This window comes from Micromonospora sp. CB01531 (assembly GCF_001905095.1).
In the GTDB taxonomy this organism is placed as follows: Bacteria; Actinomycetota; Actinomycetes; order Mycobacteriales; family Micromonosporaceae; genus Micromonospora.
In genome coordinates this window covers 232508-256348 of sequence record NZ_LWLS01000094.1, presented here as the reverse complement: position 1 = coordinate 256348, position 23841 = coordinate 232508, and the positions used below count along the sequence as shown (strand labels likewise).

24 protein-coding genes, 1 pseudogene and 1 riboswitch are annotated in these 23841 nt (G+C 73.3%); of the genes and pseudogenes, 5 read left to right on the top strand and 20 right to left on the bottom strand.

The features are described from left to right. The 3 genes from groEL to A6A27_RS29355 all read right to left on the bottom strand — a co-directional run. On the bottom strand, positions 1-1049 hold a 1049-nt coding region (groEL, locus tag A6A27_RS46330; RefSeq protein ID WP_241825507.1), incomplete at its 3' end, for a chaperonin GroEL. A 276-nt stretch (positions 1050-1325) separates the two neighbouring features. Further along, a complete protein-coding gene (locus A6A27_RS29360; RefSeq protein ID WP_241825506.1) occupies positions 1326-2378 on the bottom strand; it encodes a hypothetical protein in 1053 nt (350 codons plus the stop codon). 433 nt (positions 2379-2811) lie between these two features. Further along, positions 2812-3015 (bottom strand): cold-shock protein, encoded by a 204-nt coding sequence (locus A6A27_RS29355; protein WP_013288855.1) that lies wholly within the window; start codon positions 3013-3015, stop codon positions 2812-2814. Positions 3016-3300: 285 nt separating this feature from the next. Here A6A27_RS29355 and A6A27_RS29350 point away from each other — a divergent pair, with 285 nt between their 5' ends. Next, complete coding sequence (locus tag A6A27_RS29350) at positions 3301-3831, top strand: GNAT family N-acetyltransferase (RefSeq protein ID WP_073837869.1); 531 nt, start codon at positions 3301-3303, stop codon at positions 3829-3831. A gap of 199 nt (positions 3832-4030) precedes the next feature. Here the strand turns inward: A6A27_RS29350 and paaN are convergent, their stop codons facing one another. The 4 genes from paaN to A6A27_RS29330 form a co-directional block, all read right to left on the bottom strand. Next, positions 4031-5704 (bottom strand): phenylacetic acid degradation protein PaaN, encoded by a 1674-nt coding sequence (gene paaN, locus A6A27_RS29345; protein ID WP_198940492.1) that lies wholly within the window; start codon positions 5702-5704, stop codon positions 4031-4033. Between the two features lie 52 nt (positions 5705-5756). After that, entirely contained in the window at positions 5757-6776 is a 1020-nt protein-coding gene (locus A6A27_RS29340; RefSeq protein WP_073837867.1) for a GNAT family N-acetyltransferase, read from the bottom strand. A gap of 356 nt (positions 6777-7132) precedes the next feature. Beyond that, entirely contained in the window at positions 7133-8422 is a 1290-nt protein-coding gene (gene thrC / locus A6A27_RS29335; RefSeq protein WP_073837866.1) for a threonine synthase, read from the bottom strand. Positions 8423-8432: 10 nt separating this feature from the next. Continuing rightward, positions 8433-8564: riboswitch (SAM riboswitch) on the bottom strand. A gap of 83 nt (positions 8565-8647) precedes the next feature. After that, positions 8648-9619, bottom strand: coding sequence for a DMT family transporter (locus tag A6A27_RS29330; protein WP_073837865.1), 972 nt, complete (start codon positions 9617-9619; stop codon positions 8648-8650). Positions 9620-9709: 90 nt separating this feature from the next. On the opposite strand from A6A27_RS29330, the gene A6A27_RS29325 reads away from it, so the two are divergent. After that, positions 9710-10015, top strand: coding sequence for an ArsR/SmtB family transcription factor (locus A6A27_RS29325; RefSeq protein WP_073837864.1), 306 nt, complete (start codon positions 9710-9712; stop codon positions 10013-10015). Positions 10016-10116: 101 nt separating this feature from the next. On the opposite strand, the pseudogene A6A27_RS29320 reads toward A6A27_RS29325, so the two are convergent. Continuing rightward, a pseudogene (locus tag A6A27_RS29320) lies at positions 10117-10990 on the bottom strand (ABC transporter permease). 13 nt (positions 10991-11003) lie between these two features. Continuing rightward, a complete protein-coding gene (locus A6A27_RS29315) occupies positions 11004-13874 on the bottom strand; it encodes an alpha/beta fold hydrolase (RefSeq protein WP_073837862.1) in 2871 nt (956 codons plus the stop codon). Between the two features lie 365 nt (positions 13875-14239). Between A6A27_RS29315 and A6A27_RS29310 the strand changes: the two genes are divergently transcribed. The 3 genes from A6A27_RS29310 (at position 14240) to A6A27_RS29300 (ending at position 17590) form a co-directional block, all read left to right on the top strand. Beyond that, positions 14240-14707, top strand: a complete 468-nt coding sequence (locus A6A27_RS29310) for a roadblock/LC7 domain-containing protein (RefSeq protein ID WP_073837861.1) — start codon at positions 14240-14242, stop codon at positions 14705-14707. Between the two features lie 84 nt (positions 14708-14791). Then, complete coding sequence (locus A6A27_RS29305) at positions 14792-15262, top strand: hypothetical protein (protein WP_073837918.1); 471 nt, start codon at positions 14792-14794, stop codon at positions 15260-15262. Between the two features lie 54 nt (positions 15263-15316). Continuing rightward, entirely contained in the window at positions 15317-17590 is a 2274-nt protein-coding gene (locus A6A27_RS29300) for an AAA family ATPase (RefSeq protein ID WP_073837860.1), read from the top strand. Positions 17591-17675: 85 nt separating this feature from the next. On the opposite strand, the gene A6A27_RS29295 is transcribed toward A6A27_RS29300, so the two are convergent. From A6A27_RS29295 to A6A27_RS29245, 11 genes are all read right to left on the bottom strand, one after another. Next, positions 17676-18068, bottom strand: coding sequence for a gas vesicle protein K (locus A6A27_RS29295; protein ID WP_241825504.1), 393 nt, complete (start codon positions 18066-18068; stop codon positions 17676-17678). Next, positions 18065-18337 (bottom strand): gas vesicle protein, encoded by a 273-nt coding sequence (locus A6A27_RS29290; protein ID WP_241825503.1) that lies wholly within the window; start codon positions 18335-18337, stop codon positions 18065-18067. The genes A6A27_RS29295 and A6A27_RS29290 overlap by 4 nt, the downstream gene beginning before the upstream one ends. Before the next feature lie 25 nt (positions 18338-18362). Continuing rightward, entirely contained in the window at positions 18363-19184 is an 822-nt protein-coding gene (locus A6A27_RS29285) for a GvpL/GvpF family gas vesicle protein (RefSeq protein ID WP_073837858.1), read from the bottom strand. After that, positions 19168-19545, bottom strand: a complete 378-nt coding sequence (locus A6A27_RS29280) for a gas vesicle protein (RefSeq protein WP_073837857.1) — start codon at positions 19543-19545, stop codon at positions 19168-19170. The genes A6A27_RS29285 and A6A27_RS29280 overlap by 17 nt, the downstream gene beginning before the upstream one ends. 1 nt (position 19546) lies before the next feature. Beyond that, positions 19547-19897 (bottom strand): gas vesicle protein GvpO, encoded by a 351-nt coding sequence (locus A6A27_RS29275; RefSeq protein WP_073837856.1) that lies wholly within the window; start codon positions 19895-19897, stop codon positions 19547-19549. 1 nt (position 19898) lies between these two features. After that, on the bottom strand, positions 19899-20237 hold the full coding sequence (locus tag A6A27_RS29270; protein ID WP_073837855.1) for a gas vesicle protein GvpG: 339 nt from the start codon (positions 20235-20237) through the stop codon (positions 19899-19901). A gap of 3 nt (positions 20238-20240) precedes the next feature. Next, entirely contained in the window at positions 20241-21017 is a 777-nt protein-coding gene (locus A6A27_RS29265; protein ID WP_073837854.1) for a GvpL/GvpF family gas vesicle protein, read from the bottom strand. A 1-nt stretch (position 21018) separates the two neighbouring features. Continuing rightward, positions 21019-21444, bottom strand: a complete 426-nt coding sequence (gene gvpJ, locus A6A27_RS29260; protein ID WP_073837853.1) for a gas vesicle protein GvpJ — start codon at positions 21442-21444, stop codon at positions 21019-21021. Further along, positions 21441-22589 carry an SRPBCC family protein gene (locus A6A27_RS29255; protein WP_073837852.1) on the bottom strand — a complete coding sequence of 383 codons (1149 nt, stop codon included), beginning with the start codon at positions 22587-22589 and terminating at the stop codon, positions 21441-21443. Before A6A27_RS29255 ends, gvpJ begins: the two co-directional genes overlap by 4 nt. Before the next feature lie 2 nt (positions 22590-22591). After that, on the bottom strand, positions 22592-23038 hold the full coding sequence (locus A6A27_RS29250) for a hypothetical protein (RefSeq protein ID WP_073837851.1): 447 nt from the start codon (positions 23036-23038) through the stop codon (positions 22592-22594). 290 nt (positions 23039-23328) lie between these two features. After that, the gene (locus tag A6A27_RS29245; RefSeq protein ID WP_073837850.1) at positions 23329-23838 is read right to left on the bottom strand and encodes a GNAT family N-acetyltransferase; all 510 of its coding nucleotides are present in this window, start codon (positions 23836-23838) and stop codon (positions 23329-23331) included. Between the last annotated feature and the right edge of the window lie 3 nt (positions 23839-23841).

Below are 23841 nucleotides of genomic sequence, written 5' to 3'. Positions count from 1 at the left end.
TCGGCCCGGATCTGGTTGACCCGGCCCTGGATCTGCTCGGCGTCGCCGGCACCGTCGACGATGGTGGTCTCGTCCTTGGTCACCACGACCTTGCGGGCGCGGCCCAGCATGTCGAGGCCCACGGCGTCGAGCTTGAGGCCGACCTCCTCGCTGATGACCTGACCACCGGTGAGGATGGCGATGTCGGCGAGCATGGCCTTGCGGCGGTCACCGAAGCCCGGCGCCTTGACGGCGACCGACTTGAAGGTGCCCCGGACCTTGTTGACCACCAGGGTGGCCAGGGCCTCGCCCTCGATGTCCTCGGCGATGATCAGCAGCGGCTTGCCCGACTGCATGACCTTCTCCAGGATCGGGAGCAGGTCCTTCACCGACGAGATCTTGCTGTTGACGATCAGGAGGTACGGGTCGTCGAAGACGGCCTCCATACGCTCCGGGTCGGTCATGAAGTACGCGGAGATGTAACCCTTGTCGAAGCGCATACCCTCGGTGAGCTCCAGCTCCAGGCCGAAGGTGTTGCTCTCCTCGACGGTGATGACGCCTTCCTTGCCCACCTTGTCCATCGCCTCGGCGATGATCTCGCCGACGCTGGTGTCACCGGCGGAGATGGAGGCGGTGGAGGCGATCTGCTCCTTGGTCTCCACGTCCTTGGCGAGCTTGAGCAGCTCCTCCGAGACGCTGGCCACGGCCGCCTCGATGCCCCGCTTCAGGGCCATCGGGTTGGCGCCGGCGGCCACGTTGCGCAGGCCCTCGCGAACCAGGGCCTGGGCCAGGACGGTCGCCGTCGTCGTGCCGTCACCGGCGACGTCGTCGGTCTTCTTCGCGACCTCCTTGACCAGCTCGGCGCCGATCTTCTCGTACGGGTCCTCGAGCTCGATCTCCTTGGCGATGCTCACACCATCGTTGGTGATGGTGGGGGCACCCCACTTCTTCTCGAGCACGACGTTGCGGCCCTTGGGGCCGAGGGTCACCTTCACGGCGTCGGCGAGCTGGTTCATGCCCCGCTCGAGGCCGCGGCGCGCCTCTTCGTCGAACGCGATCATCTTGGCCATACGGCGTTGTCCTCCTGGACACTCACGGGCCACCCGAGTGTGTGCCCCCGGATGGGCCGCCTGGTGTACGCACCTTGGGACGTCGCCACCTGGCGACGGCGACGTCCGCAGGCCGGGCCGGATAGCCCGCGACGACCGGCCTCGTGCCACTCCGGCGCCATCGAGACGCCGGCGTGGCCGTGGCCCTACCGCCCCGACCATTGGCACTCAACGTACGCGAGTGCCAATGACCTGTTTAGCACTCTCCCTAGCCGAGTGCAAGCACGATGCCCCCGCTCAGCCGAGTTCCGCGGCCAGTCGGGCGGCGTTCACCGGCCCTTCCTGGGCCCGCTGCTCGGCGTAGGTGACGACCAGTCCGACCAGCTGCGCCAGGTACACCGGGGTGACCAGCATGGCGGCGACCAGCGACACCGCGACGGCTCCGGCCGCCGTGCCCGGGGCGGCCATCGGCTCCGTCCCGAACGGGAGCTGGCCCACACCCTCGATCACGGCGCCGGCCAGCGACCCGACGACGACCGCCGCGGCGACCAGCGCGACCCGGCCCAGCACCATCCCGAACCGCTGGTGGAACAACCGGAAGGCGCGACCGATCGGCTCCTGCCGCTCGAACAGGTAGATCGGACCGAACAGGGCGACCGCGAAGGCCGCGTAGATCCCGGGCAACACGCAGAGGCAGAAACCGACCGAGATCAGCAGGGTGGCGACGATGGTCCAGCCCCAGACGCCGAGGGCTCGACGCCACCCGTACCGGAGGGCGGCCCCGACGCCAGCCGGCTCGCCGGCCGCCTGGCGGGCCACCACCCAGGTGCCCGCGGCCCAGCCCGCGCTCTGCAGCGGGCCGAAGATCAGGGCGGCGAGGAGCACCAGGCCGTAGAGGGCGAACACGTCCTGGAAGTAACCGTCCGGCAGGACCGGGGCGCCGTCCGGCGCGGTGGTGGGCTGCCCCGTCGGGAGGAGGACGAGCGTGAGGATCGAGATCACCGCCGCCGGGACCGTCTGGGTGAGCAGCATGATCGGCAGCAACTGGCGCCAGCCGCGCTGCACCGCCCCGGTGCATCGGGCGAACCAGCCACCGATGCCGGCGTACGGCGGCGTGACCAGGGGGTCACCCGGGTCAGCGCCCGGATACCAGCCGTACGGCTGGCCGGGCATCGGGGCGCCCGGCCAGGCGCCGGCCGGCACGGGACCGCCCGCGGCCGGCCACACCCAGCCCTGCGGCTGCGCGGCCGGATCCGTCGGGTACGCCCCCCAGGGCTGCCCGCCGGGCACCTCGTACCCCGGCTGACCGGGCCCGATCGGCTGCGTGGGCGGCGGAAACTGGCCCGGCACGACGGGCTGGCCGGGCGGGACCGGCTGGCCCGGCAGGACTGGCTGGCCGGATGCCGCCGGATATCCAGGCTGGCCGGGTTGCGCCGGCATCGCCGGATACCCGGGCTGGCCGGGTTGCGCCGGCGCTGCGGGGTCACCGGCGCTGGGCTGGGCGAACACACCCGGAGCTGTCGGGGTGGATTGTCCGGGTGTGGCCGGTTCGCCCGTCTGCCCCGGCGCCGAGCCCGGCTCAACGGCTGGCGACGTCGACCGGGTCGGGTCGGCCGGGGGACCGGACGACGCCGGGGGCACTGGCTCGCTGGAACCCGACGGGGGCTGGTCGGACATGAACCCTCCTCAGCGTGACGGCTGGAACGGCTCATGATCTTTCACGGTGCGCGCCGGCACCGCAGCCCCTGATCGGGTGGAAAGCCGCCGGTCGGGCGGCGACGGGTCAGGCGATGACGCGAACCCGCTCCGCCTGCGGACCCTTCTGGCCCTGCGCGATCTCGAACTCGACCCGCTGGCCGTCGTCCAGCGCCTTGTAGCCGTCCATCTCGATCGCGGAGAAGTGGACGAAGACGTCCTGCCCGCCGTCGACGGCGATGAAGCCGTAGCCCTTTTCGGCGTTGAACCACTTGACGGTGCCCTGTGCCACGGTGCACTTCCTCACTCTGCGCGGCGTTCCACAATCCGGAGACCGGCGGACCGGCACCGGCGGAGCACCGGTTCGGCGATCGGCGACGACCACTGAATCGGTGACCGAAATCGCACGCTACACGAGGCGTGACGACCGCGCACGACCACAAATCGGGCATATTCGGGCCAGCAGCCGACCCGGACGGGCAGAGCCGGCATCCCGGGGTGCGGGTGGCGGGCCCTGGTCGGCAGGAGTCCGATTCCGCCCCGCCCTAAACTGCAAGGTCTCCTCGAAGGAGGTCTGATGATCAGCGCGCCGACCACTACCGTGACCCGCCCCGCGACCGTCCGCCGGGTCCGGCCCGAGGACGCCGCGCGAATGCGGGCGCTCCGGCTGGAGATGCTCGCCGATTCGCCGCTGGCGTTCCTGGAGACCGTCGCCGAGGCCGCCGCCCGCCCGCACGCCGACTACGCGGCGCGGATCGCCTCGGTCGCCGACGGCACGGTGACCGCCCAGTTCGTGGCCGATCCGGGCGGTCGGCTGGTCGGCCACGCCGGGGGCACGGTCGTCCCGGGAGAGCCCGAGCTGACCGTGATCTACGCCGTCTACGTCACGCCGACGTGGCGCGGCAACGGGCTGCTGGGCGCACTGGTGGACGAGGTGGCCGCCTGGTCCCGCGCCTGCGGCCGGCCCGAGCTGATGCTGGAGGTGGTGGTGGGCAACGACCGCGCCTACCGGGCGTACCGGAAGCTCGGCTTCGTCGACACCGGCGTACGCGTCCCGCACCCCAAGATCCCGGCCCTCAACGAACTCCAGATGCGCAAACCAGCCTGACCCTCTGACCGTCGACCCCCACCCAAGGCAGCACCCCGGAGATCACCACCCACCCATGGCCGAAGCCGCGAGATCAGGGTGACACGGAGGGTTTCCGGGGCAGGCCGCCTCGCGGAGGGATCAAGCCTGACCGCCCGGAGCGAGGTGGCCTGCCCCGGAAACCCCAGACGTCGCCGCCCCGGAAACCCAACAGCGACAACTACACGTGCCGGCGCGACTGCACGATCCGGAACCGGTTGGCCACGTACGCCCCGTCCGTCAGCGCCGAATTCGCCGCCGGGTTCGCCCCCGACCCGTGGAAGTCGGAGAACGCCGCCGACTGGTTGACGAAGACCCCGCCGGTCAGGTTGCAGGACAGGTGCACGCCCGCGTCGATCGCCGCCGCCTCGGCCGCGTCCAGCACCGCCTCGTCGGTGGAGTAGACACCGGCGGTGAGCGCACCCTTCTCTCCCACCGTGGTCCGCAGGATCTCCAGGCTGTGCGCCGTCGAGTCGGTCGCGATGGCGAACGAGATCGGCCCGAACCACTCGCGCGAGTAGCTCGCCGTGTCCGCCGCGTCCAGCTTGACGATGGCCGGCGTACGGACCACCGCGCCGGGGAAGGACGGGTGCTCGACGGTCCGCGACTCCAGCACCGGCTCGCCGACCTTGGTGACCTCCTCCAGCCGCTCCAGCACGCCGTCGTTGACGATCGCGCCGGTCAGCTCGACGCCCCGGGCCGGGTCGGCGGTGAGCTTGCCGACCGCCCCGGCGATCCCCGCGGCCACCTCGTCGAAGCTCTTGTGCCCCTGGTCGGTCTCGATGCCGTCCCGGGGGATCAGCAGGTTCTGCGAGGTGGTGCACATCTGGCCGCTGTAGAGGGTCAGCGTGAAGCCCAGGTTGCGGCACAACCCGGCGAAGTCGTCGGTGGAGTCGATGACCACCGTGTTCAGGCCGGCCTTCTCGGTGTAGACGGCCGCCTGCCGGGCGTTGACCTCCAGCCAGTCGCCGTACTCGGTGGAACCGGTGAAGTCGACGATCTTCACAGCCGGGTGCAGCGCCAGGGTGGAGGCGAGCTTCTCGCCCGGCGCCTCCGGCGCGAGCTGCACCAGATTGGGGTCGAACCCGGCCTCGGCGAGCACCTGGCGGGCGTACTTCACGGTGATCGCGAGGGGCAGCACCGCGCGCGGGTGCGGCTTGATGATCACCGGGTTGCCGGTGGCCAGCGAGGCAAAGAGCCCCGGGTACGAGTTCCAGGTCGGGAAGGTGTTGCAGCCGATCACCAGCGCCACGCCGCGCGGCACCACGTGGAAGGTCTTGGTCATCCGCAGCGGGTCGCCCTTGCCGGCGGCCTTCTCCCAGCCGGCCGTGGCCGGGTGGCGGGTCATCTCGGTGTACGCGTAGGCGATCGCCTCCAGCGCCCGGTCCAGCGCGTGCGCGCCGCCGGCCTGGAAGGCCATCACGAACGCCTGGCCGCTGGTGAACTGCACCGCGTTGGCCAGCTCGAAGACGTTCCGGTGCAGCCGGTCGAGGATCTCCAGGCAGACGCCCGCCCGGGCCTGCGGGCCGGCGTCGCGCCAGGCCGGCAGGGCGGCGGAGGCGGCGGCCACGAGCTGGTCGGCGGTGGCGTGCGGGTAGCGCACGTCCAGCTCCAGGCCGAACGGGCTGACCTCGGTGGCGACGGTCTGGCCGTCACCCGCCTGGTCGAGGGGGAAGTCGGCCTTCAGGTACGCCTCGAAGGCCGCCTTGCCGTCCGCGGCGGCGGTCTCGCCGTATACCCGGGGGCTGGGCGACTCGGGGTAGGCGGACCAGTACCCGCGCTCCGTGATGGCGGTCAGCGCTCGGTTGAGGGTGTCGGCGTGCCTGTCGTACAGGGGGTGCGGGGTCTCCGTCATGCCCGCCATCATGCAACAGCAAGCCACCAGATCAGTAGGGGCCTGTCACAAGTCAGATCGTCAGCTGCCAGTCCGTCGAGCCGTCCACCGGCCGGAAGCCGAGCTGCTCGTTGATCACGATCATGTGGGAGTTGTCCGCCGCGTTGTAGGTGTCGATCGCGCGCAGCTCCGGCTCGCTGGTCAGGGCGTGCCCCAGGTTCTCGATCTTGCAGAGCAGGCCGAGCCGGTGACCGCGATGGTCGGGGTCGACGATGGTGGTCTGCTGCCAGGCGTGCCAGGTGGTGTTCGCGGCCATGCTGAGCAGGCTCCAGGCCACCATCCGGCCGGACGCCTCGTGCACCCCGCCGACGCTGTACAGCCGGACGCCCCGGGCGTCGAGCGCCTGCTCGGTGCCCCGGATCCGGTCGGCGTCGACCTTCTCCTGCTCCCACTGCAGGTCCCCGGTCGGCGCGTCGGTCATCAGTCGCCCCTCCAGATAGGCGACGTCGGCGACGTACTCCTCGGGGGTGTGCTGCCGCCAGCGGACGGTGCGGTAACCGGCCGCAGCCGTGCGTGCCTCGAGCAGCAGCGCCGCCAGCCGGGGCCGGTCGAGCGCGGCGGTGTCGAGCCGGCGGCGGACGTCGGCGAGCGCCGGGCGGGCGCCGACGGCGGCGGCGAAGGCGGCGCCGGCGCCGTCCCGGGCCGGCCCGCCGGGGAGGGTGGTGACCGTCGAGCCGACCACCCGCTTGCGGCCGGCCTCGCGCAGCAGTCGCAGGCCGTGCTCGTGCAGCGTCCGGCCCACCCCGCGCCGCCGGTACGCCGGGTCCACCACCAGCTCGGCGCTGGCGTTCTCGGTGTTGTCCAGCGTGTGCAGGTGCAGGCGGAGCCAGCCGGCGGGCGCCCCGTCGAGCCGGGCCAGCACCCAGCGGGTGTCGATGCCGGGCATCGGATGGCGCAGTGGCGCCTCGAATCGGCGCCGGCACAGCGGCGGGAGGTCGGGCAGGTTCCCCGCTTCGGCCGCCGCGCCGATCCGGTACGCCGCGTCGAGCGTCGCCTGGTCGGCCAGATCGAGCGGGGTGATGGAGATGCCCATGTGGCGAGCCTGCGTCACGCACAGCGAAGGGGCCAGCGATTTTCCCGCTGGCCCCTTCGGACGTTGGTCGGGAGGGACGTCCGCACAACGCCTCCGGCGTTGGGTCGCAAGAACTTAAAGTCTCCGGCGGATGCCCTCCCGCACCGAGCATCTTGCGCCGTCCAATTCCTGCCGTCAAGTCCTTGTCGGCGGGTTTTCCGCACTCACAGCGAAAAGCCAGTTACCCGGCGGATCGACCCGATCCCCCGTCCGGGCGATCCGCCCTCCCCCGTACCGCCTAGTTGATCAAGAAGTTTCGGTCCCGACCCCGAGCTTTCCCGACGTGAACTTCTTGATCAACGGGGTCGGTGGCGGGTTCAGCCGAGGAGGCCGGCGTCGCGGGCGGCGCGGAGAGAGGGCTTGATCCGGTGGGTGGGGCCGACCTGGTCGGCCACCGCGTCGAGGGTCTTGAGGCCCTCGCCGGTGTTGAAGACGACGGTCTCGGCCGCCGGGTCGAGGCGCCCGGACTCGACCAGCTTGCGCAACACCGCCACGGTGACGCCGCCGGCGGTCTCCGCGAAGACCCCGGTGGTACGCGCCAGCAGCCGGATGGCCGCGCGGATCTCGTCGTCGTCGGCGTACTCCATCCAGCCGCCGGTGCGGCGGACCGCCTCCAGCGCGTAGAGCCCGGCGGCGGGGTCGCCGATGTTCAGCGACTTGGCGATGCCGGTCGGCTTGACCGGGGCGATGGTGTCGCTGCCGGCGTGCAGTGCCGTGGCGATCGGGTTGCAGCCGGCGGACTGGGCGCCGAACACCTTCCAGCCCCCGGCCGGCGCCTCGACCAGCCCGACCTCGACCAGCTCGGAGAACGCCTTGTCGATCTTGGTGAGCAGCTCGCCGCTGGCCATCGGGATGACCACCTGGGCGGGGATCCGCCAGCCGAGCTGCTCGGCCACCTCGTACCCGAGGGTCTTGGAGCCCTCGGCGTAGTACGGCCGCACGTTGACGTTGACGAACGCGGTGTCCTCGAACTCGTCGGTCTCCACCAGCTCGCCGCAGAGCCGGTTCACGTCGTCGTACGAGCCGTCGATGGCGACCAGTTCGCCGCCGTAGACGGCGGTGGTCACCACCTTGCCCTGTTCCAGGTCGCCGGGGATGAAGACCACCGAGGGCGCCCCCGCCCGGGCCGCGTGGGCGGCCACCGAGTTGGCCAGGTTGCCGGTGGAGGCGCAGGCGTACCGGGTGAAGCCGAGCGCCCGGGCGGCGGTCAGCGCCACCGAGACCACCCGGTCCTTGAACGAGTGCGTCGGGTTGGCGCTGTCGTCCTTGATCCAGAGCGGGGCGGTGAGGCCCAGCTCGGCGGCGAGGTGCGGGGCGGCGACCAGCGGGGTCAGCCCCGGGTTCAGGGTCACCCGGGTGGCCGGGTCCTGGCCGGCGGGGAGCAGGCCCGCGTACCGCCAGAGGTTCTTCGGGCCGGCCTCGATCTGTTCGCGAGTGACCGTGGCGAGGGCGGCGGTGTCGTAGTCGACCTCCAGCGGCCCGAAACACTCGTAGCAGGCGTGCTGGGCGGCGAGCGGGTAGCGCGCGGAACAGCCGCGACAGACCAGGGCGCGGGCCGGGCTGAGGGTGGTGTCGATACCGGAGCTGGCGGGAAGCGTCGACGTCATGTCGAGGGTCCTCTCATCTTCCCCCGCATCGCCTTGTGCGGCGGGGACGGAATTGGCACCTGCCGGCGTCGCTCGTCGTCGAGCGCGCGGGTGGTTGCCGGGGCGTCATCGGGCCGTATCCCTCAGCCCCTCTGGATGAGGTATTCAGTTGTGACCCCGAGTCTATGCAGGTCCACCGCCCGCACCAACGCGGGTTCCCATTTTGTGAGCTACCGGCGCGCGGGATCAGCGGGCGAGGACGGCGACGGGGTCGACGACGGCCTGGCGATCGGTCACGGCGGAGACCGGCGTGGCCGGGGCGGGAGTCGCGGCGCGGGTACGGGTGGCGAGGTTGGCGGCGACCAGGGCGGCGATGGTCAGGGCCGCGCCGGCCAGTTCCACGGCGCCGGGCCGGTAGCCGCGGAGGATCTGCACCGCGAACGTGGTCACCGGGACCAGGTTCATGAACAGCGCGGCGTCGGCGGCGCCGAGCCGGCGTACCCCGGTGTTCCAGGCGAGCACCGCGAGGACGGCGGCGACCACCACGGCGTACGCGAGCTGCGGGGCGACCGCGACGAGGTCGGCGGCGGCCGGTGCGTGCTGGAGCCTGGTGAGGTCGGCGACGGCGCTGGCGGCCAGCATGGCGAGCGTGCCGGCGACGGCGGTCAGGGTGGTGTAGCGCAGCGGGGAGTACTCGGGGAATCGGCCGGCGCCGTGGGTGTAGATCGCCCAGGCGAGCACCGCACCGATCATGAGCAGCCCGCCGACCCCGAACTGGCCGAGCCCGTCGAGCCGGCCGCGGGTGATCACCAGACCGACGCCGACCAGGGCGACCAGCGAGAGGCCGAGCAGCGCCGGCCGGGGGCGTACGCCGTCCCGGGCCCAGCGGACGAGCTGGGTGACCAGGGGCGTGGTGGCGGCGAACAGGGCGATCTGCTGCGGGGCGGCGTGCCCGAGGGCGAGGTTGGTGAGCACGTTGAAGCCGGCGAAGCCGACCACGCCGAGCAGCAGCACCTCGGCCCCGCGCCGGCCCGCGCGCAGGGCGGTCCACCCCTCCCGGGCCAGCAGCAGTGCGACGAGCACGGCGGCGGCGAGGACGTACCGGACAGTGGTCAGGTTGAGTGCGTCCATCCGGGTGAGCGCGCTGGCCAGGACGGGGAACATGACGCCCCAGCTGAGCACGGCGAAGAGCGGGAACGCGGCGTGACGAGAGCGCAAGACCGCTCCAATGTTCGAGTATCGTCGAACCAGCATCGCCGACTCTAGGAGCTTGTTCGATGAAAGTCGAACATGGGTTACCCTGGTCACATGGAGCTGCACGAACCCGAGCTGCGCGAGGTGCCGGTCACCGCCGTGCTGGCGGCCCTGGCCGACGACGTCCGGCTGCAGATCGTGCGCGCCCTCGCCGAGGGCGGTGAGTACGCCTGCGGCACCTTCGAGTTCGGGGTCTCCAAGGCGACCCGCAGCCACCACCTCAAGGTGCTGCGCGAGGCCGGCCTGACCCGGACCCGGGTCGCCGGCACCAGCCGCTGCGTCCGCCTGCGGCGGGAGGAACTGGACCGTCTCTACCCGGGCCTGCTCGACGCGGTCCTCACCGCCCCGGCGCACTCCTGACCCGGCAAAGTCACCGCTTTCGGCGGCGCCATGTCGCCGCCGTGGCGATGCCCGGGGGACCCGGATATCGCCACGGCGGCGGACTGGAGCCGATCAAGCGATCAGCTCGTGACGTCCTTGCGGGTGAACCGCCAGAAGGCCAGGCTCCAGAAGATCGTGGCGTAGCCGATCGCCGAGATGGCACCGCGTACCACGTCGTCGGTCTGCACCGGTGTGGAGAGCAGGCCCAGCCAGGCGCTGCTGTAGTGGGTCGGCAGCAGGGCACGCAGACTGCCCAACGCGGTGATCTGGTCCAGGATGCTGGAGAGGATCCAGAGCAGCACCGCCCCGCCGACCGCGCCGAGCGCGGCGTCCGTGCTCACCGAGAGCAGGAACGCCAGCCCGGCCACCACCAGCAGGACGATCGCCAGGTAGCCGAGGATCGCGAGCAGGCGGACCAGCCCGTCCGCCGGGGCCAGCTCGGCGGCGACCTGGCTGCGCAGCGGGGACCAGCCGTACCGGAGGGTGCCGGCGAGCAGCGCGGTGGCGGCGAGCAGCAGCAGGGCCAGCCCCGAGTACGCGAGCGCGACCAGCAGCTTCACCGTGAGCAGCCGGGCCCGGGGCACCGGGACGGCCAGCAGGTAGCGCAGGCTGCCCCAGCTCGCCTCGCTGGCCACCGTGTCCCCGCAGAACAGGGCCACCACCACGACCAGGAGGAACGACGCCGAGACCAGGATCGTGAACAGGGTGAAGTTCAGCCCACCGGAGGTGGCCAGGTCGGCCAGGCTGGAGAACTCCCCCCGGCCGCCGCGGTCGTCCTCACCCGAGTTGAACTGGAACGCGACCAGGATGATCAACGGCAGCAGCACCATGAACCCCAGCGCGAGCTGGGTACGCCGCCGGGACGCCTGCCGGCGGAACTCGGCCAGGAACGGCAGGGTCGCCGACGGCCGGTAGCCCGGCGCGGCCCCGCGGCGCTCCACCGTGGCCACGGATGACGACTGTCCCATCACCGGTCCCCGCTTCCCCGAGAGTTCTCGCCGACCAGGGCGAGGAACGCGTCCTCCAGGCGACGTCGGGGCACCACCCGGTCCACCCCGATGCCGGCCCGGACCAGCTCGGCTACCACCTCGCTGCGGGCCGTGCCGTTGGTGTCCACCACCAGCCCGCCGTCGCCGTCGGGCAACACCCGTACGCCGTGCAGCCGGTCGAGCACGCCGCGTGCCGCGTCCGGGTCGCTGACCTCGAACAGCACGCTCGGCGACTCACCGACGATCTCCTCGACCGGCCCGGAGGCGACGATCCGCCCCTTGTTCACCACCACCGCGTGGGTACAGGTCTGCTCCACCTCGGCCAGCAGGTGGCTGGAGACCAGCACGGCCCGGCCGTCGGTGGCGTATCGCTGGAGCACCCGGCGCATCTCGGCGATCTGCGGCGGGTCGAGGCCGTCCGTCGGCTCGTCGAGCACCAGCAGCTCGGGCAGGCCCAGCATGGCCTGGGCGATGGCCAGGCGCTGCCGCATGCCGTGGCTGTACTTGCGGGTCCTGCGGTGCACCGAGTCGCCCAACCCGGCGATCTCCAGCGCCTCGTCGAAGTGCGCGTCCGCCCAGGGCCGCCCGGTCGCCCGCCAGTACGCCTTCAGGTTCTCCAGGCCGGACAGGTGCGGCAGGAAGCCCGGCCCCTCGACCAGCGCCCCGATCCGGGAGAGCACCGGCGAGCCGGGCACCAGCCGGTGACCGAAGACGTAGATCTCGCCGGCGGTGGGCTGGGTCAGCCCCATCAGCACCCGCAGCGTGGTGGTCTTGCCGGCGCCGTTCGGGCCGAGCAGGCCGACCACCTGACCGGGGTGCACCTCGAAGTCCACGTTGGAGACGGCGACGAAGCCGTCCGCGTACTCCTTGCGGAGCTGGCGGACGGCGAGCGGGACGCCCGCGTACGCCGGGTGGATCGAACTGTCCTGGCGGCGGTGCCGGCGCCGGGCCACCAGGACGACCACGGCGAGCCCGACCGCGATCGCGGCCACCAGGCCGACCAGCACCCAGCGCCAGATCGTGGCCGTGGTGGGGATCGGCTGGGCGTCGACCGTGGGCAGCACCAGCGGGCCGCCGCCGAGGGCGACGGTGTGCACCACCGGCTCGGCCGGGGTGGCGTACGCCTGGTCGGAGGTGGCCACGACGACCCGCAGCCGGTGCCCGGCCTCGATCCGGCGGACGATCGCCGGCAGGGTGACGCTCACCGGCTGCGCGGCGTCGAGCGCCCTCGGCAGGCCGGTCAGCCGGACCGGGGCGACCAGGCCGTCGGGGAGGGTGGCGGCGCCCTGCGGGTCGACGTCGTAGAGCTTGACGAAGAGCACCGCCTCGCCGGTGGGCGAGGCGGCCCTGATCTGCACGGTGGGCGCCCCGACCACGTCGACCGCGTCGGTCAGCGGGGCGGACTCGAACCGGGCGTGCTGGCCAGGGATGTCGCCGGCCACCCCGTCCAGCAGCGAGCCGATCGCCCCGGCGAACGGCACCGAGGAGATCGCCGCCGGGTTGCCGTTGGGCGGGTTGGCGACCGACTGGGCGGGGCCGGCGAGCGTGATGTCGTGCCGGGTCTGCCCGGCCACGCCGGGGTAGTCGGTGGTTCGGTAGCCGGTGGCCACCAGACCCCGGTCGAGCGCGTCGAAGCCGGCGATCCGGGAGAAGGTGAAGGAGTCCCCCGGTGCCGCGCCCTCGCCCTTGACGTAGTGGTCGAGCCACTGCGCGGTCAGGAACTTCACCCGGTCCGAGTCGGAGGTCGGGCCCGTGCCGCCGTCATGGCCGCCGGTGAACCAGGCGACCCGGACCGGGGTGCCGGCGGCGGCGATGCCGCGCGCGTTGGCGTCCGCCTCGGTGAGCGGGAAGAGGGTGTCCGCCTCCCCCTGCACGAGCAGGGTCGGCGCCTTGATCCGGTCGAGCACCCCGGCCGGGGAGGAGCGGCGCAGCAGGTCGACCGCCTGGGCGTCGGCCCGCCCGGTGGTGGCGATCCGCAGGTAAGCGGCGCAGACGTCGGCGGCGAACCGGCCACAGGACGGGTCGGCGGCGCCGCCGGGGGCGCGCCCGGAGCCGGTACCGGGGCCGGCGCCGGGCTGCGGGCTGGGCGCGCCGGCCGACGCCGGGGCGCCCTCGGGCTGGCCGGCGGTGGTGCCGGAGAGGCCGGCCGGGCCGGAGCCGGCGTTGCCGCCGCCACCGAAGAACAGGCCGGCCCAGCCCTTCTTGAACACGCCCTCGGTGGGTGCCTTGCCGGTGCTCTCGGGCAGGAAGGCCCGGGACAGGTCGTTCCAGGTGATCATGGGAACGATCGCGTCGACCCGGCGGTCCTGCGCGGCCAGCAGCAGCGCCAGGCCGCCGCCGTACGAGCCGCCGACCACGCCGACCCGCGGGTCCCCGGCGGCGTCGAGCCGGATGTCCGGGCGGGCGGCGAGCCGGTCGAGCAGCCGCTGGGCGTCCCGCACCTCGTAGTCCGGGCTGTCCAGATGGATCTCGCCGCCGCTGCGGCCGAAGCCCCGGGCGGTCCAGGTGAGCACCGCGTACCCCCGGTCGGCCAGGTCCTCCGCGTCGGAGCGGACCGACTCCTTGGTGCCGCCGAAGCCGTGTGCCAGCAGCACGGCCGGCACCCGGTGCCCGGCCGACGCGTCCCCGGGCAGGTAGAGCGTGGTGTCCAGGTCGACCGGCTGGTCGCCGGCCGGTCCGGAGCGGACGGTCACCAGCGCCGACTCGGTCCGGAAGCCGGGCCGCTGCGGCCGGGCCGCCCAGGTCACCGCGACGGCGACCAGGCCGACCACCACCACCGCGGCGACGACCCGGCGACGGCGGGTGGCCAGGGCACGCCGGATCCGCGCGGCAGTGAGCGGTGATCTCATGCGGCACACGGTACGGCCCGGACGCTGAGCGTTCCCTGAGATCCGCCGTACGTTCGTCCGGCTGCGCCGTTCGGTGCGCGAGATCCGTCGACCGTGGTCCGGCCAGGCCGGCTGAGCGGGACGAATTCGGATCGCGGGAAATCACATCTACGCTCGCAAACCGCCGCCGATCCCGCCATCCTGACGACTGTCCGGGGACGCAGCGTGCCCGACCGGTCGACGACCCGTCACCCACCTCGAAGTGACACCAAGCCGACTCCGCGACGGCGATCACGCCGGGCCGGCCTGGGCTACGTTCCGGTCCGAATCGCCCGTGTTCTGCGCGAAGTCAGCCCGGACCGCCGCTACGAAGAGGACTCATCACGGTGACCAGCCCCGCTGCGCACGGCAACGTCGACCGCCCGAACCCCGCCGGCGGCCGCCGGCCCGAGGTCTGCACCTTCAACTGGTTGCTCGACTCGTTCACCTCCAGCACCGCCGGGGTACTGGAGGCCGTCGCGGTCTCCGCCGACGGCCTGCTGCTGACGGCGTCCGCCAGCAAGGACCGGTCCACCGCGGAGCGGCTCGCCGCCGTGGTCTCCGGCCTGGCCAGCCTCGCCGGGAGCGCCGCGAACTGGTACGCCCTGGGCGGCCTCAACCGGGTGGTCGTGGACCTGGCCGAGGGCTATCTGCTGATCGGCCCGATCAGCAGTGGCGCGCTGCTCGGCGTGGTCGCCGACCGTTCGGCCAACCTGGGCACCGTGGCGTACGAGATGCGGCTCTTCGCCGACCGGGCCGGCGGGACGCTCAGCCCGCGATTGATCGCCGAGTTGAAGAACTCCGTACAACAGTGATGCTGGAGGTGGCCGGCGCGGAACCGGCTACCCCGGATCCGCCGCTGCCGGCCCGACCCGTTCTCGACGAAAGGGGTGGACTCGATGAGGGGTGATCTGGACGAGACACTGGCCCGGCTGGCGCGCCGTGAGGAGGCGTTGCGCCGCCGGGGAACCGGCGACGAGGCCGACCGGGACGAGGTGTCGCCGGCGGTGGCGCGGCGGGACGGGCACGGCGCGTACCGGCTGCGCGGCGAGACCCGGCCCGAACAGGTGGACCCGGTCGAGGAGGTGGCCGAGGCGGTGCGCCGGGTGGTGGCGGAGCACCCCGGGCTGGCGGTCACCCTGCGGGTGGAGCACGGCGGGCGGGCGTACCCGCTGCGGGTCGCCTGGACGGGCCGGGAGGTGACGGTCGGCCCCGTGCCCGCGCCGCCCCCGCCCCCGCCGGCCTGGCCGATGCCGCCGACCCCCGTGCCGGCCCCCGGCCAGGACCGGGAGGGCCCGGACCCGGCGGCCCGGCTGGCCGAGATGGTCCGGCGCGATCCCTCGCTGCTGGAGGATCCGGACCAGCGTTGACCGGGCGGGACACGCTGCGGGCACCAGGTGGTGCCGGCGGCTACTGTCGGGCGGGTGGCGGAACCCGAGCTGACCCTGACCGCGAGCCTGCGCCCGGCGGCGCTGGACGCCCGGCGCGGCGTCGTCCGCCTGCACCCCGAGGTGCTGACCGCGCTGGCGCTGCGCCCCGGCGACCCGGTACGCCTGGCCGGCCGGCGGGTGACCGCCGGCATCGTGGCCGCGGCCGAACCGACCGCGAGCACCGCCCTGCTCTACGCCGACGACCTGCTGCTGGGCAACCTCGGCCTGCGGGACGGCGGGCAGGTGACGGTGGGCCCGCTGCCGGTGGCCCCCGCCCGCCGGGTGACCCTGTCCGGGCCGGTCACGGTCGTGGCCGCGGTCTCCCCGGAGATGCTGCGCCTCGCCCTGCTCGGCAAGGTCGTCACCGCCGGGGACGACGTCTCGCTGCTGCCCCAGGACGTGCTGCCCGACGCACCGGTCCGCGGCCTGGTCGAGTCCGCCCGGCGCAGCCTCGCCAACACCGTCGGGTACGCCTGGACCAGCACCCTGCTCACCGTGGTCACGGCGGAACCGGCGGCCGGCGCACTGGTCACCATGGACACCATGGTCGGCTGGGAGCACGGCGCGGCCACCCACGGCCCCGGCGCGGCCGGCCCGTACCCGAACGGCCGGCCGGCCGGCGGCCGGCCCGCGGTCAACCGACCAGCCGGCGCCGGGAGCGAATGGGCCGCACCGGCCCCCGAGCCCGAGCTCGCTGAGCCGGCCGAGGCGCCGGACGTCGACGAGCTGCCCGGGCTGCGGGCTCAGGCCGAGGAGCTGACCGAGCTGCTCGACCTGGGCTTCCACCACCGGGACGTGCTGCGGCGGCTGGGCACCACGGTGTCGCTGGGCGTGCTGGTCAGCGGGCCGGCCGGCTCGGGCAAGTCGGCGCTGGTCCGCGCGGTCGCCGCCCGGGTACACGCCCGGGTCTGCCCGCTCTGGGCGCCGGAGCTGGCCGCGCTGAGCAACGACGCGGCCGCCCGCCGGCTGCGCGCGGCCGCCGCGGCGGTACGCGCCGACAAAGCGGCTGTGCTGCTGGTCACCGACGTGGAGGCGATCGCCCCGGCGGACGAGCCCGGCCCGGTGGCCACGGTGTTCCGCCAGGTCGTCGCCGAGGCGGTCGGGTCCGGGCTGGCGGTGGTCTGCACCACGAGCCGGCCGGAGGCGGTGGACCCCGCCCTGCGCGCCCCGGACCTGCTCTCGTTGCGGATCACCGTGCCCCTGCCGGACCAGCCGCTGCGCCGGGAACAGTTGACCGTGCTCACCCGGCAGGTGCCGCTCGCCGAGGACGTCCGGCTGGACGAGGTGGCCGCCCGTACGCCCGGGTTCGTCGCCGCCGACCTGGCCGCACTGGTCCGCGAGGCCGGCGTACGGGCCGCCCTGCGGCAGAAGGCAGCCGAGACGCCGACCGTGGCGATGGCCGACTTCGCCACCGCGCTGGAGGTGGTCCGGCCCACCACGATGGCCGCGTCCACCCTGGAACTGGCCTCGGTGACCCTGGACGACGTCGGAGGCCTGCACGAGGTCAAGGAGACGCTGACCGAGTCGGTGCTCTGGCCGCTGACCTACCCGGACACCTTCGCCCGGCTGGGCGTGACGCCGCCACGCGGGGTCCTGCTCTACGGGCCGCCCGGCTGCGGCAAGACCTACCTGGTCACCGCGCTGGCCGGCTCGGGGCGGGCCAACGTGCTGTCGGTGAAGGGCGCGGAGCTGCTCTCCAAGTGGGTGGGCGAGAGCGAACGCGCGGTCCGGGAGCTGTTCCGCCGGGCCCGCGAGGCCGCCCCCACGCTGGTCTTCCTGGACGAGGTGGACGCGCTCGCCCCGGTCCGGGGCCAGGCCACCGACGGCGGCACCACCGACCGGGTGGTGGCCGCCCTGCTCACCGAACTGGACGGGGTGGAGGCGCTGCGCAACGTGGTGGTGGTCGGCGCGACCAACCGGCCGGACCGGGTCGACCCAGCGCTGCTGCGCCCCGGCCGGCTGGAACGCCTGGTGTATGTGCCGCCGCCGGACGGTCCGGCCCGGGCGGAGATCCTCCGCGCGGCGTCCCGGAACGTGCCGCTCGCCCCGGACGTGGACCTGGCCGCGCTCGGCGCCGAGCTGGACGGCTTCTCGGCGGCCGATTGCGCGGCGCTGGTCCGCGAGGCGGCGCTCGCCGCGATGCGCGAGTCCCTGTCCGCCGCCACGGTCACGGCCGCCCACGTCGCGACGGCCCGCGCCCGCATCCGCCCCTCCCTTGACCCCACCCAACTAGCCGCCCTGGCCGCCTACGCCGCCACCCACCAGTGACGCGTCGATCATGAGGTTGGCGGCAGACCCGGAGATCCACACCGCCGCCAACCTCATGATCGATGGAATGGAGGGGCGGATGGGGTCAGTCGGTGGGGAGGAGGGGGCCCAGGGGGCCCAGATCGAGGTTGAGGTCTTCGGGGGAGAGGCCGAAGTGCTCGCGGAGGTGGGTCATCTGCTCCTCCAGGGCCATCAGCGTGGTGCCGATGCGTTCGACCTGCTCCTCGGTGAGGTCGCCCAGGTCGACCCGGCGCAGCGCCTGGCGTTCCATGAGCTGCCGCAGCAGCTCGATGATGGTGAGCACCAGGCTGGCCAGCCCGCGCTCGACGGAGTCCTGGTCGACGGCGAGCCGGCGGTCCAGCGGCCGGACCCGGGGCGCCTGCCACTGCGGCTCCCCCAGCGCCGCCGCCAGTTCGGCCGCCTCGTCCCGGCCGGTCGCCGCCGCACCGCCGTCGGTCGCGTCGTCCTGGCCGGTCACCGCTCGACCTCCCCGAGCTCGGGCGGAGCGAACGCGTCCCGGAGCTCGGGCGGAGCGAGCGTGTCCCGGAGCTCGGGCGGAGCGAGCGCGCCGACCGAGGCGATCAGCGCGCGCAGCGAAATCCGGACCAGGTCGACGTCGGCGATGGCGAGCGTGATATCCCCGGTGATCACCACGCCGGTGGCGAGCACCCGGTCGAGCAGGTCGACCAGGGCCACCGGCCGGTAGGTCAGCGGGTCGTCGGCGCTGCTCGGAACGAGTGAGGTCACGCCCATGCCGACCCCCGCGCCGCGGTCACGCCGCCTCCCCGACCGGCTGCGGCTCGGTCCCCGGTTCCGCCACGAAGGAGTACGGCGGCCAGGGGCCGGTCAGCTCCAGCCGGATCTCCGGGTGCCGGTCCGCCAGTGCGCCGATCAGCGCGGAGAAGGCGGCCAGCCTGTCCCGCTCGATCAGGTACGCGCCGTTGAGCACCATGGCCGTGGCCGCGCCGGAGAGCCGCCGGTCCTGCGGGGCGTGCCGGCGGGCGGTCACCGCGTAGCCGGCGAGTGCGGTGTGCACGGTGGCTGCCGCCTCGGCGGCGACCCGCTGCCCCTCCTCGCGGCCGGTGAGCTGAGCCCTGCGCCGCCGCAGGTACGCCGCCCCGGCCCCGCCCCCGCCGGCCGGTTCCTCGGCGCGCGGCGTCGCCCCGGGCACCACGTACCCCTTGACGCCCCACTCCTCGCGGCCGGTGAGCCGGGCCAGCGTGCTGGTCAGCTCGTCGCGCCGCTCGACCAGCGCCCGGGCCGCCCGGTCGTCATCGCGGTACACCGTGGCCAGCCGGGCCGGCACCACGGCACCGGCCCGGGACAGCGCGTCGACCACGGCATGATGGCTGCGGGCGGCCCGTTCCAGCCAGGCCAGGTCCTCCAGGTTGCGGCGCAACGCCTCCTCGCCGTACTCGGCCAGCGGGGCGTCGCTCACCACGGCGACCAGTCCGGCCGCGGCCACGGTCCGCACCGGCGTACCGGCGATCCCCGTGATCCCCGCCAGCGTGGCCGGGTCGGCCTCGGCCACCACGCCGTGCAGCCAGACCCCGGTGTGTCGCGCGGCGGCGCCCGGGTCAGCCGTCGTACTCATCCCACTCCTCCCTCGCGGTCCGCTCGGACCGGCCGGCGACCCGCGGCCGCCGGGCCGCCTCGACCTCCTCCGGGTCCCGCGGGCCCGGCTCGACCGGCGGGCGGGCCCGGGAGCTGAGCCACGGGTCGTGCTCCCACCAGTCGATGCCGATCTGCCGGGCCGTGTCCACGGAGGCGATGACCAGCCGCAGCTTGAGCGTCAGCAGCTCGATGTCGAGCAGGCTGACCCGGATGTCACCGGCGATGACGATGCCCCGGTCGAGGACCCGTTCGAGGATGTCCCCGAGGTTCGCCGGTTCGTGCCCGGCCGGCAGCACCTGACCGGAGTTCTGCACCACCGCGGGAGTCCGCCCAACCGTCATCTCAGTCCCCCTTGCCCCGCTGGTAGCGGCGCGTCCGCCGGTAGGCGAGCAGGCTGCCGGCCAGGTCCAGCTCGACCTGGTAGAGGCCGAGCAGGTCGGTCGAGGCCGGGATGCGGTGGTCCTCGACCACCTCCACCCCGATCAGCCAGCCGTCGTCGGTGGGCTCGATCGAGGTGATCCCGAGCGGGTCCCGGCCGGTCAGTCCGACGATCTGGCGCAGCCCTTCCCGGGCCGCCTCGGCGGCCGAGATCTCCTCGTACTCCTCCTCGTCCGCGTACCGGCCGGCGTCGCGGTCGTCCGGTTCGCGCCGGCGTTCACGGTCGCCGTCGCCGCGGATCCGTCCAGCTGCCATGTCAGCTCCCTCGCCCGCCGTGCTCGCCCCGCCGGCCGCCGGTCCGCCGCCGGACGGGCGACCGGCGCCGGCCGGCGGTGGCGGCCCTCCGGGGCGGGGTACGACCCGGGTCGCCGGTTGGCGTGGTCAGCCGCTCCAGCACCCGCTGCTGGGCCAGGTCCCGCGCCTGCGGGGTGATCTCGCCGGCCGCCGCCGCCCGGTCCAGCTCCTCCAGCTCCCGCCGGACGTTGACCGGGTTGTACTGCCGCGACTCCGCCTCCCCGGCGATCACCTTGACCACCGCGGTGACCCCGCGCACCGGGGCGTACGGCAGGGTGAGCAGCCCCCAGAGGATGTCCACGGCTCACTCCACCAACTGGTGCGCGCTGACGAAGTCGTACGACGCGAGGGGGCCGAGCAGCCGCATCCGGATCAGCTCCCGCCGCCGGTCGGCGAAGTCCTCCACCGCCCCGATGAACGCGTCCTCGTCGTCCGCCGCGACCAGGAAGGCGACGTTCACCGCGTCCAGCTCATGGCTGGGCGGGCGGACGGCGTTCGCCGTCGCGTACCGGTCCACCGCGTCGATCAGGTCGCGGTTCTCCGCCTCCCGCCGCAGCTCGACGGCCTGGGCAATCAGCTCGCCGAGCCGGATCCGCTCCTCCCGGCACTCCACCTCGGACCGGCCGCGCACCTGATCGGCGAGCGCGGCGGCGGGCGGGTTCTGCGCCAGCAGTCCGCTGATGAACTCCTCCTCATCGAAGCGCCCCTGCACGGTGTACTGGACGTGGTCCGCCAGCTCCGCCAGCGCGCCGGCGAACCGGTCGTGGTGCGCGTTCAGCAGGTCGTCGACCGCGTCCTCGCCGGTGACCACCGTGCCGAACCGGACCGGCAGTACCGGCGCGATCGCCGCGGTCGAGTCCAGCAGCCGCTGGTACGCGGTCAGGTCGGCCGGCCGGCCGATCGGCTCCTCCAGCCCGACCTCGCTGACCAGTACGGCGAGGTCGCCCTGCCGGATCGCGAGAACCTCGCCCGGCGGGGAGCCGATTCCCTCCGCGTCGGGGGTCGGCTCCACGTCGGACGGCACGATGCCGTAGAGGAAGAGCCCGATCTCAGCGGCCGGCGGCGTCTGCCTGTTGGTCATGTCAGCGCTCCTCGTCCCGGTGCCAGTGCGATCGCTCCCGTTCGGGGCTGCGATCGCTCAGCGAATCCACCACGACCCCGGTTATCTCCCGGGCCGCCTGACCCAGACCGGATATCGTCCTGCCCTTGGTCGCCGCCCCGGCCGCGTCCCCCACCATGTCGGGCAGTCCCTTCGCGCCCTTCGGGGTGATGCTCAGCCGGTCCACCGCCTCGGCGAAGCGCAGGTACGTCTCCACGCTCGCGATCACGATCCGGGCGTTGATCTCCACCAGCTGGATGCCGACGATGGCGACCGACACCTGGGCGTCGATCACCACACCCTTGTCCAGCACCGTCTCCACGACGTCGGCGAGAGTGCCTCCGCCGGCACCGCTGCTGCGCTCCAGGGCGCTACCTGGCTGACTTCCGGTTGCCGTCGCCACCGTCATTCCTCACGCTCCTCTCGCCGGCGGCGTACCACCGGCCGTCGGGGGGATTCGGGGATACGCCGGGCCGGTCGGGACCGCTGCGGCTCGGGGCGCGGCTCCCGCTCCCCGCGAGGCTGCGGGCGGCGGGCCCGCTCGGGCTGCCGGCGCCGCGACTGCTCCGCCGGCTCCTCGGCGTACTCGTCCTCGTCGTAGTCGTCGCCCTCGTCGTAGGCGTCGTACTCCTCCTCCTGCTCGGGGGGAACCCGACGCTGCGGGGTACGACCGCGACCGCGCTCGGCGGGCCGCTGTTCCGCGCGTTCCTCCTCGCGGCCCACCCGGGCCTGCTGCTCCTCGCGGAGGGCAGTCTCGTGGTCCTTAACGACCCGGGAGTTCTCGACCTCACCGCGCCAGCCCTCGACCGCGTCGGGGTCGAGCACGGTCCGGGTCATCACGTGCCGGACGAAGTGCTTCAGCTCCAGCCGCACCCGGCGGCCCTGAGCGCGCCAGAGGTTGCCGGTGCGCTCGAAGAGGCCCTGCGGGTGGTATTCCAGGACGACCAGGATCCGGGTGAGTTCGGGGCCGACCTCGTGGAAGCTGACCGTCCCGTCGACGTAGCCCTTCTCGCCCTTGGACCGCCAATGGATGAGCCGATCGGGGATCTGCCGGAGGATGGTCGACTCCCAGGTCCGGTGCGACCAGAAGACCTGCGCCTTCCAGGTCATCTTCTCGTCCGACTCGCAGTCGGCCCGCGCCACCTTCTTCATGAAGCTCGGAAAGTCGCCGAAGGTCGTCCACTGGTTGTACGCCACCCGGACCGGCACGCCGACCTCGATCGTCTCCACGATGTTGGTGACCTTGACCTTCTTGCCGCCCTTGCCGCCGCCACCGCCGACCGCCGACATCAACTTCTCCTTACCGCCGGCCAGGCCGGCGTGGAACATGGCCTTCATCGGCGAGTGGCCCTCGGCGAGCTTCTGCACCCCGGTGGCGGCGGCGATCAGGCCGGGGCCACCGCCCTGCCGGGCGTAGTCGCTGAGCCGGCCGGTGGCGGCGGTGATCCGCTCGGTGACCACCTGCACAGCCCGCTCGCCGATCGCCGCGGCAAGGTTGCGCAGGTCTGCACCGAGCTGGTCACGGGCCTTGTCGGCAACGTTGCTGGTCGCCATGCTCACCGCCTCCGCCGCCGAGCGCCGGTCTCGGCGCGGTCCTCGTCGTCCCACGTCTCGGGCTGCTCGTCGAGTTCCTGCTCCTCGTCCGGGGCCGAGCGCTCGCCGGTCGCCGCCTCCTCGTCCTGCCGGTCGCCGCCGGAACGGCGGCGCAACGCGTCGGCGCTGCCGCGCAGCTTCCCGCTCAGCGCGTCGATGCCGCTGCCGGCGGCGGCGGTCGCCGCGGCCCGGCCGGCCGTGGCGAGCGGTCCGCCCAGCTTGCTGAGGTTGCTCAACTGGGGCGAGGAGTTCACCAGGTCGCTGCCGTACCTCAGCAGGCCACCGGGGTCCTTGCTGGCCCGCCCGACCGCCACCGCGGCGGCCAGAGTGAGGGCGGTACGCAGCTTCCGGCGGCGGCCGAGGAGGTAGCCGAAACCCACCGCCAGCGCTACCCGTGCTCCGCTCTTCATACGTTCTCCTTCGCTCCCCGGCGGACGCGGACACCGTTTGTGCGGAGCAGGCCGGAAAACAGCTGCCGGGGGCCAGCGGAATTGGGCCTGCGACCGGGTGTCCCGTATCAGCGGACCCGGCGGGCAGTACCCGGGACCCCATCCGCAAAACGTCTCCACGCAATTCCAGAGACGTGTGTCACCGGTTAACCAGACAGCCGGGCAGAGCCGGGCAGCGGTCGGGCAAACCGGACAGACGGTCCGCCGTGAACAGGGAGAAGGTGATATCGCGCAGAACGGAGAGGAGAAGCTCAGCTGGCGGGAAGTGCGGAATCGAGGCACATTTTCGCGTACAACTTACCGTCTTTCTCGCACAATTCCGCGCCACATTTCTTCAGCACGGATACCGCACCGTGATTGTCCGGGGTCGTCTCCGCGACCACGGTACGCATGCCGGCCGCCGCGGCGGCGTTCAGCAATTCCCGCAGAGCTGCCGCGCCGAGGCCCTGACCCCGGGCCGAGCGCCCCAGCCACATCCCGGTCTCCACCGTGCCGGGGTCGTCACGGCGGGTCATCCGCACCATGCCGACCACCTCGCCGCCGGCCACGATCGCGAACATCAGGGTGCGGGTGGGGCCGTCCAGGCCGCCGAAGCTGGCCCGGTGGAACTCCCGGAACGCGTCCCGACGGGCCAGCGACCAGCCGGCCGGGGCCTCCACCGGGGGCATGACGTCCTCCGGTTCCGCCTCGGCGGCTGCTACGGAGAGCAACGGCTCCAGGTTTCCCTCGTTCACCGGCTCCAGTCGTACGGCACGCGTCACGAG